Source organism: Agrobacterium sp. K11 (assembly GCF_059429395.1).
In genome coordinates this window covers 148,229-160,299 of record NZ_JCAHRB010000002.1, presented here as the reverse complement: position 1 = coordinate 160,299, position 12,071 = coordinate 148,229, and the positions used below count along the sequence as shown (strand labels likewise).

The 12,071-nt window shown below is 59.8% G+C and carries 10 protein-coding genes and 1 pseudogene; 2 read left to right on the top strand and 9 right to left on the bottom strand.

Features of this window, described 5'->3' with window-relative positions:
- Positions 1–162 precede the first annotated feature (162 nt).
- Complete coding sequence (locus AC5SEO_RS02455) at positions 163–1,488, top strand: NAD(P)/FAD-dependent oxidoreductase (protein WP_019564745.1); 1,326 nt, start codon at positions 163–165, stop codon at positions 1,486–1,488.
- An 87-nt stretch (positions 1,489–1,575) separates the two neighbouring features.
- On the opposite strand, the gene AC5SEO_RS02450 is transcribed toward AC5SEO_RS02455, so the two are convergent.
- The 7 genes and pseudogenes from AC5SEO_RS02450 to AC5SEO_RS02420 all read right to left on the bottom strand — a co-directional run bounded on the left by AC5SEO_RS02450 (position 1,576) and on the right by AC5SEO_RS02420 (position 9,650).
- Positions 1,576–2,511 carry an ABC transporter substrate-binding protein gene (locus AC5SEO_RS02450; protein ID WP_003511082.1) on the bottom strand — a complete coding sequence of 312 codons (936 nt, stop codon included), beginning with the start codon at positions 2,509–2,511 and terminating at the stop codon, positions 1,576–1,578.
- Between the two features lie 133 nt (positions 2,512–2,644).
- Positions 2,645–3,583: pseudogene (locus AC5SEO_RS02445) on the bottom strand (ABC transporter substrate-binding protein).
- A gap of 25 nt (positions 3,584–3,608) precedes the next feature.
- On the bottom strand, positions 3,609–5,414 hold the full coding sequence (locus AC5SEO_RS02440) for an amino acid ABC transporter permease/ATP-binding protein (protein ID WP_495363711.1): 1,806 nt from the start codon (positions 5,412–5,414) through the stop codon (positions 3,609–3,611).
- 13 nt (positions 5,415–5,427) lie between these two features.
- Complete coding sequence (locus AC5SEO_RS02435; RefSeq protein WP_003511088.1) at positions 5,428–5,985, bottom strand: GNAT family N-acetyltransferase; 558 nt, start codon at positions 5,983–5,985, stop codon at positions 5,428–5,430.
- 23 nt (positions 5,986–6,008) lie between these two features.
- On the bottom strand, positions 6,009–7,196 hold the full coding sequence (locus AC5SEO_RS02430) for a M20 aminoacylase family protein (RefSeq protein ID WP_013761660.1): 1,188 nt from the start codon (positions 7,194–7,196) through the stop codon (positions 6,009–6,011).
- 85 nt (positions 7,197–7,281) lie between these two features.
- Positions 7,282–8,622, bottom strand: coding sequence for an LLM class flavin-dependent oxidoreductase (locus tag AC5SEO_RS02425; RefSeq protein WP_112674695.1), 1,341 nt, complete (start codon positions 8,620–8,622; stop codon positions 7,282–7,284).
- Positions 8,623–8,645: 23 nt separating this feature from the next.
- Positions 8,646–9,650, bottom strand: coding sequence for an LLM class flavin-dependent oxidoreductase (locus AC5SEO_RS02420; protein WP_174068851.1), 1,005 nt, complete (start codon positions 9,648–9,650; stop codon positions 8,646–8,648).
- Positions 9,651–9,954: 304 nt separating this feature from the next.
- Here AC5SEO_RS02420 and AC5SEO_RS02415 point away from each other — a divergent pair, with 304 nt between their 5' ends.
- On the top strand, positions 9,955–10,404 hold the full coding sequence (locus tag AC5SEO_RS02415) for an RrF2 family transcriptional regulator (protein WP_003511094.1): 450 nt from the start codon (positions 9,955–9,957) through the stop codon (positions 10,402–10,404).
- Positions 10,405–10,411: 7 nt separating this feature from the next.
- Here AC5SEO_RS02415 and AC5SEO_RS02410 read toward each other — a convergent pair whose 3' ends face one another.
- Positions 10,412–11,356: an acyl-CoA dehydrogenase family protein gene (locus tag AC5SEO_RS02410; RefSeq protein ID WP_174060858.1), complete on the bottom strand. Its 945-nt coding sequence runs from the start codon at positions 11,354–11,356 to the stop codon at positions 10,412–10,414.
- 51 nt (positions 11,357–11,407) lie between these two features.
- Complete coding sequence (locus AC5SEO_RS02405) at positions 11,408–11,953, bottom strand: flavin reductase family protein (RefSeq protein WP_174068852.1); 546 nt, start codon at positions 11,951–11,953, stop codon at positions 11,408–11,410.
- Positions 11,954–12,071: the final 118 nt, after the last annotated feature.

The following is a 12,071-nucleotide window of genomic DNA, read 5'->3' as shown; positions in this document are numbered from 1 at the left end:
TATCACATGAGCGTGCCCTGTCGACGCGGGGATGTTTTTTTCATCCAGCATAAAGAGTTGCAGACATGGCTACGAACAGCAGGAGATTCCGGCAATCGGCGCAGTCTGGCAGCGTTTACCCGGCGACCAAGGTAAATTAAGACGAATACAAGGAGCCCCACCATGCCTGCGCCGCTGCAACAGATCACGACATCACCGGAACTGCCGAAATCGGCGGACGCCGTCATTATTGGCGGCGGTATCGTCGGCGTGTTCGCAGCCTATTACCTCGCCCGGCGTGGCCTGAAAGTGGCTCTTGTCGAAAAAGGTCTTGTTGGCGCGGAGCAATCCAGCCGCAACTGGGGTTGGTGCCGGCAGCAGAACCGAGACGCCCGCGAATTGCCGATTTCAACGCAGAGCCTGACGCTCTGGGAACGGTTTGCCGCAGAAAGCGGCGAAGACACCGGTTTCCGCCGCTGCGGATTGTTCTACCTGAGCGACAACGAAGCTGAAATTGCCGGCTGGGCGCGCTGGCGCGACTTTGCCATCACCGCAGGCGTGACGACGCATATGTTGAGCGCGGATGAGGCGAGCAACCGCGGACGCGCGACTGGGAAACGCTGGAAGGGTGGCGTCTTTTCGCCAACGGACGGCACCGCCGATCCCTCGATGGCGGCGCCGGCCGTCGCGCGTGCCCTCATGAAGCTGGGCGGAACGGTGCACCAGAATTGCGCCGCGCGCGGTCTGGAGACGGAAGGTGGTCGCGTTAGCGCCGTCGTTACCGAAAAAGGCACGATCCGCACCAAAACCGCCATCATGTCCGGCGGTGCCTGGGCCTCGTCCTTCTGCCGCCAGCTCGGAATTCGTTTTCCGCAGGCCGCTGTCCGCTCCTCGATCCTGTCCGTCACAGCAGGTGCGGAAGGACTGCCGGATGCGCTGCATACAAAAGCCGTTTCTGTAACACGCCGGAGCAACGGCGGTTACACGCTCGCCATCAGCGGCCTCGGTCGCATCGACCCGACCGCGCAGCAAATGCGGTTTGCACGCGAATTCGTTCCGATGTTCCTCAAACGCTGGCGCAGCCTGCGGCCGGGTGGATTGGAAGGGGTTCGCGGTGGGCACGAAACGCTGAAGCACTGGCGGCTCGATGCGCCGACGCCGATGGAACGGGTTCGTATTCTCGATCCGAAACCGAATGCCGCCGCCATACGTGAGACCCACAAAAGGGCGCTGGAACTTCTGCCTGCACTCCGCAAAACCCAGATATCCGCTGCCTGGGCCGGCTTCATCGACAGCACGCCGGATGGTGTGCCCGCCATCGGCGAGACCAGCGAATTGCCCGGCTTCATTCTCGCCGCCGGTTTCAGCGGCCACGGTTTCGGCATCGGCCCCGGCGCTGGCCACCTGATCGCCGATATCGTGACGGGTTCAACCCCGATCGTTGACCCCGCCCCGTATCATCCCAGCCGTTTCCTTGACTCGTCATGGGGCAAGGTCGCAGATTTCTGATTGTTCCGCGCAGGCCAACAGACGAATAAAACAGCACCCGCAGGCATGACCTGCGGGTGCTGCCGTCCACCGCATTTATTCGACCGGTCAGCTTTTCGGCAGGCCGGGTGGGTTGGTTCTCGATTCCGGCAAGGCCTCTTCCGAAAGCTGCCAGCGTTCCAGTATCTTCGCGTAAGCGCCGCTCTTGATCAGATCGTTGGTGGCGAGCGTCAGCGCATCGGCCAGTCCCGAACCCTTGCGGGTGGTGATGGCGACATCCGAACGTTCCGGCCAGCCGGCGGAGAGTGTTCCGACACGTTTGATGGTCTTGTCACGCGCGGCGATGAAGACCAGCTGCGCATGCGGCTGGACGATCACATCGGCCCGCCCGGCAGAAAGCGCGACAAGCCGGGTGGCCTCGTCGTCATAATATTGCAGCTCGAGCGGCTTTAAACCGGCGGCTACATTCTCGTCATTCCATTTCAGCAGAATACGCTCCTGATTGGTGCCAGCGCCGACGATGATCTTCAGGCCCGCCGCATCCTTCGGCTCATTTATGGCGGTGATGCCGCTGTCGGACTTCACGAAAAAGCCGTGCAGGCCCTGACGGTAGGTGGAGAAGTCGAACTTCTCCTTGCGCTGCTCGGTCACCCCGACATTGGAAATGACAGCATCGTATTTGCCGGAGGCAAGCCCCAGCGGCCAGTCGGCCCAGGCGACAGCAACCAGCTCAAGCTCAAGGCCGAGACTATCAGCCACCGCAAGCGCATAGTCCGGATCGGCACCCACCACGGTCTTGGCGTCCGTCGCATAGGTCGCGAGCGGTGGTCCGCCAGGTGCAACCGCGACCGTGAGTTTGCCCGGGGTGATGAACTTGAAGTCTTTCGGGATGGCGGCAATCGCTGCGGGGTCTTTTTCTACCCTGATCCGGCCAGGCTGGTCTGGCGAAAGATCGAAGACATCAGTTGCGAAAGCCGACCCGAAAGCGGCGACAGAGAGAAAAACGCCGAACGTGACTGTGGCAAGACGAGAGGTGAGTGCCATTCTGGCTCCCCGATAAAATGAATTGCGGGACGGAGGTAGCGCGGACGGGAGGAGGCCCGCGCTACCGGCTGAGTGATGTCCCACCTTCAACTCAGCTTTGTGGAAACTCAGCTTTCTGGCAGCAAACCAGCACTCAGCTCTTGGGCAGACCGGGCGGATTGGTGCGGGATTCGGTGATGGCTTCCGAACCGAGGTTCCAGCGGGCGAGAACCTTGCCGTAATTGCCGTTCTTGATCTAGGCGTTCAGTGCCGCCGTGATGGCTGCGGCAATTCCGGCATCCTTTTTGGAGGCAACGGCGATTTCCGCCGCTTCCGGCCAGCCGCCGGAGAAGGTACCAACGAGCTTGGTCTTCTTCTGGCTTGCTGCCTGGAAGGCTGACGTCGCGTTGGGGCCGAGATAGGCGTCCGCGCGGCCGGATTGCAGGGCGACATCGAGCACGGCCTGATCGTCGTAATATTGCACATCAGTGTCGGCCAGACCCTTGGCCTTGTTGTCCTTGATCCATTTCAGCAGGATCTGCTCCTGATTGGTGGCAGCGCCGACGATAACCTTCAGCCCGGCCACATCCTCGGGCTTGCTGATGCTCGTCACCTTGCTGTTGCTGCCGACGTAAAAGCCGAGCAGGTCGTTGCGGTAGCTGGAGAAGTCGAACTTTTCCTTGCGGGCTTCAGTGACCGTGATGTTGGAGGTGACGGCATCATATTTGCCGGAGGTGAGACCCAGCGGCCAATCGGCCCAGGCGATGGGAACTAGCTGAAGTTCAAGGCCAAGACTATCAGCAACCAGCTGGGCGATATCCGGCTCCACGCCAATAGGCGTTTTCGTATCGCTGGCATAATCGACCAGCGGCAGCCGGAAAGGCACGGTCGCGACCGTCAACTTTCCATCCGCGACGAACTTGTGGCCAGCGGGCAGAAGCTTGATCGCTTCTTCCACCTTCTCGGCGCGCACTCGCCCCTTCTGCTCCGGCGACAGGTCGATTTCCTGCGCATGCGCAGCCGGTATCAGCGCGGTGGTAGCGGTGAAAAGACCGCCTGCAAGCAACGACAATAATTTCGATGAAAAAGCCATGCGAGTGTTTCCTTTGTTGTTTTGATTAGAGAACTTTTGCGAGGAATTCGGCGGTGCGGGGATGTTCAGGGCTGTTGAACACCTGGTCCGGCGTACCTGTTTCGATGATGCGGCCCTGTTCCATGAAGACGACCCTGTCGGAGACTTCACGGGCAAAACCGATTTCATGGGTAACGATGATGAGCGTGACGCCGGAGCGGGAAAGCTCCTTGATGACATCAAGCACTTCGTTGACGAGTTCAGGATCGAGCGCGGATGTCGGCTCATCGAACAGCAACACCTTCGGCCGCAACGCCAGCGCCCGGGCGATCGCCACGCGTTGCTTCTGACCGCCGGAAAGCTGACGGGGATAAGCGCCAGCTTTTTCGGCAAGGCCGACGCGAGCCAGAAGATCGCGCGCCTCGGCCTGCGCCTGCTCTTTCGATATGCCACGAACGGCGATGGGTGCTTCAATGATGTTTTCAAGCGCGGTCAGATGCGGGAACAGGTTGAAGCTCTGAAACACCATGCCCACTTCGGCGCGGCGCTTGAGGATTTCCCGTTCCTTCAGCTCATAAAGCGTATCGCCCTTTTGACGATAACCGACCAATTCACCGTCCATGGCGATAAAACCGTCATCGACACGCTCGAGATGGTTGATGGAGCGCAGCAATGTGGACTTGCCGGAGCCGGATTGGCCGAGAATGGTGGTAACACTGCCTGCCGGAATGGAAAGGCTGATATCATCAAGCACCTTCAGCGACCCGAAGGATTTCGAAACGCCATGAATATTGACCGACCCGCCACGATTTCCGAGCTGAAAGCTCACGGCACGGGCAGGCACCGAACGCTCGGGCCTTACGGCTGTCGTGGCCACCGTTTCCACGGCTTCAGGCAAGGGTTTGCGCGGCAGGAAGGTGCGGTAAATCGTGGCGAACAGTGACGACGGCGGATTGCGCAGTGCACCGCGTGAAAAATGCCGCTCGATATGGTGCTGCACGATCGAAAGCGCCGTCAGTATCACCAGATACCAGACGGTCGCGACCATCAGCAGCGGGATCACTTCCAGATTTCGGCGATAGATGATCTGGATCGTGTAGAACAGCTCCGGCAGGGCAAGGATATAGACCTGCGAAGTCCCCTTGGCGAGGCCGATGATGTCGTTGAAGGCGGTGGGCAAGATGGAGCGCATCGCCTGCGGCAGAACAATGCGGGACGCCTGCCGCCGCCGGGGAAGGCCGAGTGCTGCGGCAGCCTCAAGCTGCCCCTGATCAACCGAGAGAATGCCGCCACGGACGATTTCGGATGCGAAGGCGGCCTGATTGAGCGTCAGCCCCAGAACGGCGGCCGCAAACGGCGTCATCAGCTGCGTGGTATTCCAGCTGAAGAAGTTGATGCCGGTATAGGGCACACCGATCGTCACGGTCTCATAGAGATAACCGAGGTTGTTGAGGATCAGCAAAAGCACGATCAGCGGAATGGATCGAAAAATCCAGATATAGGTCCAGGATACGGCAACCAGCAGCGGCGAGCGTGAAACGCGGGCAAGCGCCAGCAGCGTTCCCAGCGCGAAGCCGAGCACCGCACCGAGCGCGGTCAGCAGCAGCGTCCGTCCTAAGCCGATCAACACCGGTTCAGCGAAAAACCATTCCGCAAAGACATCCCAGCCCCAGCGCGGATTGCCGAAAACGGAATGCAGAACGGCCGCAATGATGAGTACGGAGAAGACTGTTCCCACGGTCCGCAAGGGGTAGCGGGCCGGCACGATGCGGAAATGGGAATACCCACCCTTGATCGGTTCACCCTTCTGCTCGCTCAATGCAACATGCGGAAAATCAGAGGCTATCGTCATCTGAAAAAGCCTTTCACGGGTGGGCCGGGGAAGAATGCGGCCGGGCCGCCGGTATCGACGCGCCTTCCGCAACGGAGGCGGAGGCGCTATCGGCAAGCCATTTTTCGAAAGGCAGCGACCTGATCGTTTCAGGATCGGCCGACGTATCGAACAACGCGCGATAACCGTTGGTGAGATATAGGCCGACCGCTTCCGGCTGGCGGAAGCCCGTGGTCAGATAGACACGGGCGTAACCCTGCCGGATCGCCTGCCGCTCCAGCTCCTGAAGCACTATTTTGGCAAGCCCCTGCCGACGGTGGGCCGAATGGGTCCAGACCCGCTTGAACTCGGCGGTTTCCTCGTCGTAGCGCATGAAGGCACCGCCGGCGATCGCCTTGCCGCCACGCAAGAGCAGCAGGAAATTGCCCGACGGCGGGCTGAAAGCCTCCGGCGGATATTTGTTAAGTTCCGCCTTGGCGCCTTCCGCGTTGAAATATGTGCCGTAGCGGCTGTCATATTCGAACAGCAACTCCTCCAGAAGCGGAGTTGCGAGCGGATCCTTGACCGATGTGTAGAGAAAACTGTCGCTCATCTCATTGTCCTAAACTCGTTGCATCAGGAGAGGTATGCTTCGGCCAGGCGCACCCAGAAGCGTGCCGCAGGCGCAATGATCGCATCGTTGAAATCGTAGTGAGGGCTGTGCAGCGGCGCGCTGTCGCCATTGCCGACGAAGAGATAGGAGCCCGGCCGCTCCAGAAGCATGAAGGCGAAATCCTCGCTCGCCGTACGCGGCTGAAAGCCTTCTGCAACCTGTTCGGCTGGAAAATGCCGTTTGGCGACGTCGCGGGCAAAAGCTGTCTGCCTGATGTGATTGATGACGGGGGGGAAGCCACGGGAGTAGGTGACATCGGCGCTTGCGCCGAAGCTTTCCGCCTGTGCTTTGGCAAGGGCGGGAAGCCGCTCCTCCAGTCTGTCGCGCACGGCGGGCGAAAAGGCCCGCGCGGTAATCTGCAGTTCGACACTCTCGGGAATGACGTTGGAAGCAGTTCCGCCATGGATGGAGCCTACCGTCAGCACCGCCATGTCTCGCGGGTCGACATTGCGCGAGACGATGCTCTGCAAGGCGGTGACGAAGCTTGCCGAGGCAAGAACCGGATCAACCGTTTCATGCGGCGCCGCCCCGTGCCCGCCCTTGCCGATGATCCGAACCTTCGCCTTGTCGACGGAGGCCATGGCAGGCCCTTCGACAAAGCCGAATTGTCCGGTTTCGACACCCGGCCAGTTGTGCAGCCCGAACACGGCATCGACGGGAAACCGCTCGAAAAGCCTGTCCTTTATCATCGCTCTAGCACCCGCACCGATTTCCTCGGCGGGTTGGAAAATCAGCGTCAGCGTGCCGGAAAAACTCGATGTTTCAGCTAGATAACGGGCAGCGGCGAGCAGGATAGTCGTGTGACCGTCATGACCGCAGGCATGCATCACACCCTGTGTCTGGCTGGCATAGGCAAGACCGGTTTCCTCGACGATGGGCAGGGCGTCGATATCGGCGCGGATACCCAGACGCTTGTCACCATGACCACGTTTCAAGGTGGCGACGACGCCATGGCCCCCGACACCCTCGGTCACCTCATATCCGAAGGAGAGGAGATAACGGGCAACGAGCGCCGCCGTGCGCTTTTCCCCAAGCGAAAGCTCCGGATGTCGGTGAAGATCGTGCCGGATGGCGATGCTTTCCTCGATGAAGGCAAGGATTCCCCGTTCGGCGTCGTCCTGCGGACGCGCGCCGTCAATGCGGATATTCATGGTTCTGGTCTCCTGCGCTGCGCTTTACCCGCACAGCACCTTGAAATTCTCTCCGGGCGGCAATGGCTGCCGCCCGACCCCGCTTTTATGCGATCGCCTTGCTGGAACCGCTTTCAGCGTGGGAATAGATGCTCTCCTTGAAAGGCAGGCCGAGATGCTCACGCAGCGTTCTGCCTTCCAGATGCGGTTCGAAATATCCGCGCCGTTGCAGCACCGGTATGACGAGGCGGATGAAATCATCCAGCCCTTCGGCAATCACCGGGAAGCCCAGAATGAAACCGTCGGCCGCATCGTGCTCAACCCAGCGGATGATCTCGTCCGCCACCTTGTCCGGAGTTCCGATGAAACCTTCGCGCGGGGTCGCCGCCTCCAGCGCCGCTTCGCGCAACGTCTGGCTCTTTTCCTTCGCACGGCGCTTGATGCGGTCGGTCGTCGAACGGAAGCTATTCTTGCCGATCTCGCCAAGTTCGGGGAAAGGCTCATCCAGCGGATAGACACTGAAGTCGTGGTGGTCGAAGAAACGGCCGAGATAGGCGAGCGCATCCTCGATGGTGATGAGGTTGCGGATGATGTTGTATTTCGCTTCCGCCTCCTCCTGCGTCTCGCCCACAATCGGCCCGATGCCAGGGAAAATCTTCACGTCGGCAGCGGACCTGCCCTGCGCGACAGCACTCTGCTTCACGCGCTTGAGGAATGTCTGGTTTTCCTCGAGCGATGCAGAATTAGTAAAAACGGCGTCGGCATGTTTGCCCGCAAGCCCGATACCGGCATCCGAAGAACCCGCCTGGAAAATCACCGGCTGTCCCTGCGGCGAACGCTGGATGTTCAGCGGACCTTCCACCTGGAAGAAGCGACCCTTGTGGCCGAGCGTGTGGAGTTTTTGCCTGTCGAAGAACTGTCCCGTCTCGCGGTTACGCACGAAGGCATCGTCGTCCCAGCTGTCCCACAGGCCCTTGATCACCTCCAGATATTCATCGGCGATCTCGTAACGCAGCGCATGTTCGGGATGGTTGCGGCTGTAGTTCTTCGCCGTACCTTCGAGTGGCGTCGTCACTGCATTCCAGCCGGCCCTGCCACCGCTCAGAAGATCAAGCGAGGCGAACTGGCGCGCGATGGTGAAGGGCTCGCTGTAGGAGGTCGAAACCGTGCCGGCAAGACCGATCTTCGAGGTGACGGAGGCGAGCGCCGAAAGGATGGTCAAAGGCTCGAACCGGTTGAGGAAGTGCGGAATGGACTTGTCGTTGATGTAAAGCCCGTCGGCAACGAAGGCGAAGGCGATGCCGGCGGCTTCTGCCTTCAGCGCGTTCTTCCTGAAGAAATCGAAGTTGACGCTGGCATCAACAGGGCTTTTCGGGTGCCGCCAGGCGTTCATGTGCCCGCCGGGGCCCTGGAGCATGATGCCGAAACGGATTGTCTTTTTCGTCATGTCATTTCCTCCTGAGGACAAGTTCACGCGGCCCTGGAAAGGCGGTGTGTGGCCAGCAATTCGATCGAGGCGAGCCTCTGATCGGCCCCCACATGCGGCGGCTCCACGATGAATTCCTCGATACCGTGCTCATCGGAAAGCGCGCGCAGCGCCTTGTGAATATCGTCCGGCCCGCCATGCAGGACGTTGGGCTTACGCTCCTCGATGCGATAATCGGTATCGCCGGACTGGCGGGCGAATTCTTCCGCCTGTTCACGGCGGCCAAGGTTGAACGCCTTGCCGTCGCTGAGGAACACCCGGTAGATGCGCTGACCTTCCACCTGCCGCGCCGCATGGTCGGGATCACTCGCGGCAAAGACGGAGAGGGCAAGGATCGGCGCCCTGCCGCCGCTCTCCTCACGGAAAGCCGAGAGGCTGCTGCGAAGAACCTCCGGATCACCATTGAGGTGGCCGGCAAAGACGAAATTCCATCCTCTGGAAGCTGCAAGCCTTGCGCTTTCCGGGCTGGCACCGAGCAGAAACCGTTCCACCGCAACCGGCGGCAACGGTGTTGCCTGCAACCCGGCCTGCGCATGCCCCTGCGGTGCGGCACCGGAGAGAAACGTGGTAAGTTCACCAAAAGCCGTTTCGAAATCCGGCTTGCGGGCGGGATCATAGGCCTGCTGTAGGGCAGACGTCGCAAGCGGCAGCCCGCCCGGTGTCTTGCCGACGCCGAGATCGACCCGACCGGGGGCGAGCGACGACAACACGTTGAAAACCTCGGCGACCTTGTAGGGGCTGTAATGCTGCAGCATGACACCGCCCGAGCCGACGCGGATACGAGAGGTCTTCGCCAGAATCCATGCAACCAGCGCTTCCGGCGCGGAACCGGCAAGCTCCGGCGAATTGTGATGTTCTGCCACCCAGAATCGGCGATAGCCCAGTTCTTCGGCGCGTTTGGCGAGATTGATCGTGTCGCGGAACGCGCTTGCCGCGTTCTCACCCGTTGGAACAGGGCTCTTGTCCAGCAAACTGAGAGTATACATCATCACCTCGCACGTCTTTTGATGCATACTTTGTCTACTGATTTTATATAGTAATAAAGGACGTTCGTTCCACGTTGCGACGCGATCAGAGAAAATATTATTTCCCGCTATGGTTTCGGCAGGCGTCTTTGGCAAAGCAATCCGAAACGATGAGGAAACGGGGCGAAAAACGATGGTGTAAAGCCGCTTTGTGCATCGAGCCGGGACGAAACGGACTTGCGCGGGAATTCGGTAAAAACTACTTAGTAAGTTGAGAACACCATAACCCGGCACTCAGAAGGTGCTGGCCCTCTTTGCGGATCATGCGATGTTGACCAAAAAAGGCAAATACGGACTAAAGGCTCTTGTCGATCTGGCGCGGTTGCCCCAGGGCGAGACCGCCTTTGTGACCGAGATTGCAACCCGCAACAATATTCCGAAAAAATTTCTGGATACTATTCTTCTGGAACTGCGCAACAGCGGCATTCTGCGTTCCAAGAAGGGACCGAATGGCGGTTATTCGCTGTCGAAAATGCCATCGGAAATCATGATCGGGCAGGTCATCCGAACGCTGGACGGGCCCTTGGCCCCCATCCGCTGTGCCAGCCGCACCGCTTTTGAAGCCTGCGACGACTGCGACGATCCCGAGACCTGTCAGGTCAGGGTTTCGATGACGGACGTGCGGGACGCCATCGCAACAATCCTGGACAATATGACGCTCGCACAATTCGTGGCAAAAGGCGGACAAGACGCGCAATTTATTCCGGCAGGCGAATAAGCGCCGTTTACTGCCGGCGCAGATCGTCTCCCAGGGTCGCAATCAGCCCGGATTCGCTTGCACCATCGATAAGGCCGAGACGGGCCATTAGAATTTCCAGCGTGATGGCATTGTTGCGGACAGAGCGAAAGGTCACGCTTTCCGCCCCCACCTGCGCCGCATCGATATTGGCCGCGAGGCGGGAAATCTGTGCCTTCAGCAATTCGATTGCGAGAAATATTTCGCCGATAAGGGGGCGCGCATCACCTTCCTCGGCCAATCTGTCAATCAGCAACGCTGAAAGCTCACGCTGTTTCTCACCCAGAGCCACGGCGGCCTTCAGAAGGGTGAAAACGGAGGCTGCCAGATTTCCAGCGCCCTGGGCAAGAAACGCGACCTGATCGGCGCGCAGCAGGCCGTCCCATGATGTATCCGGGCGATTGCGAAGAACAACGAGCACGGCCTGCCCTGCCGTGTTGACTGCCGGGACAACGATCCAGTCTGCATCTGAGGTAACAGATCGGGCAATGTCAGCGGGCAGCCGCAAGCCATAGTCATCGCCAGTCAACAGAACCGCCTGATCCACGCCGGCGTCAGATGAGGCAAGCGCAAAAGTCTCGCCAAGATCGAGGCGGGCGAAGAGGGTCTTGCGCTGCTCTTCGCTACCGGCGTTCCTGATGAATTCAAGCGCCGTGAAGTGTTCGGCAAGCGCATGCGCAGCCTCCGCATCAGCCGCGGAAATAATCGAGAGAGCTTGCGAGAGAACGTCGTTTGTGATGTCCGCCCCGCCCAGATCGTTTGGAACGGAGAGGGCGAGAAGGCCGGAACGGGCAATCCGCGCGTGGATTTGTGCGGCACTTTCCACCGCGCATTTTTCGGCAATCGTCCGGGCAACGGTCAGTACATCCCCATCCGCGCCGAGACGCGGGGACACGAAACGAATTCTTTCGCCGAGCGGCGTGACAGATCCCATGCTCAACTCCCTCAAAGAATGACCCAGTGAAAGCGCCGGAAAGGCCGGAGCTCAGTCCAGCGAATGATAACGGCCGTTTTGATAGACCAGCGAGTAACCCGATCCGATGCGGATCGCCTCCACCTTGCCGATGATGATGACGTGGCTGTGGCGCTCGATCGCCTCCTCGATAGTGCAATCGATCGCGGCAACGGCGTCCTCGAGGATGGGCGCGCCGCTCGCCAGACGGGTCCATTCCGCGCCGCGATAACGGTCCACACCTTTCAGACCGCCAACACCGGCAAACTGGTTGGCGATGAACTGATGGTTCGGGCCGACAATATTCACCGCCAGATGGCCGAAGCGCTGCACCACAGGCCATGTGGAGGAGGAGCGGTTGAGCGCAACCAGAATTCTTGGCGGATCGACCGACAGGGCGGTGGCGGATGTTACCGTAGCACCCGTGCGCGCATCACCCTCGCCCGCCGTAATGACGCTGACACCGCCGCCCAGCGTCCTGAGCGCCGCCTTAAGGCTATCGGCATCCGGCGCCTTGCCAGAGACGGGATCGCGGAGATTGATGAACTGTTGATCCTTGGCCGCATATTGCAATGTCATCGATCGCTCCTGAAAACAGCTTGTTGCTCAATAGTTAGCAGCGGCGGCGGGGCGTGAAATAGACATCGTTTTCCATAATACTTATATTCTATGGAAATAATGTTTTATATGCCGCTCT

Excerpts from the sequence above, each read along its gene's own strand:
- AC5SEO_RS02415 (WP_003511094.1), top strand. The coding sequence starts at position 9,955 with ATGTTGACCAAAAAAGGCAAATACGGACTAAAGGCTCTTGTCGATCTG.
- AC5SEO_RS02405 (WP_174068852.1), bottom strand. The coding sequence starts at position 11,953 with ATGACATTGCAATATGCGGCCAAGGATCAACAGTTCATCAATCTCCGC.
- AC5SEO_RS02420 (WP_174068851.1), bottom strand. The coding sequence starts at position 9,650 with ATGATGTATACTCTCAGTTTGCTGGACAAGAGCCCTGTTCCAACGGGT.
- AC5SEO_RS02450 (WP_003511082.1), bottom strand. The coding sequence starts at position 2,511 with ATGGCACTCACCTCTCGTCTTGCCACAGTCACGTTCGGCGTTTTTCTC.
- AC5SEO_RS02440 (WP_495363711.1), bottom strand. The coding sequence starts at position 5,414 with ATGACGATAGCCTCTGATTTTCCGCATGTTGCATTGAGCGAGCAGAAG.
- AC5SEO_RS02455 (WP_019564745.1), top strand. The coding sequence starts at position 163 with ATGCCTGCGCCGCTGCAACAGATCACGACATCACCGGAACTGCCGAAA.
- AC5SEO_RS02430 (WP_013761660.1), bottom strand. The coding sequence starts at position 7,196 with ATGAATATCCGCATTGACGGCGCGCGTCCGCAGGACGACGCCGAACGG.
- AC5SEO_RS02410 (WP_174060858.1), bottom strand. The coding sequence starts at position 11,356 with ATGGGATCTGTCACGCCGCTCGGCGAAAGAATTCGTTTCGTGTCCCCG.
- AC5SEO_RS02435 (WP_003511088.1), bottom strand. The coding sequence starts at position 5,985 with ATGAGCGACAGTTTTCTCTACACATCGGTCAAGGATCCGCTCGCAACT.
- AC5SEO_RS02425 (WP_112674695.1), bottom strand. The coding sequence starts at position 8,622 with ATGACGAAAAAGACAATCCGTTTCGGCATCATGCTCCAGGGCCCCGGC.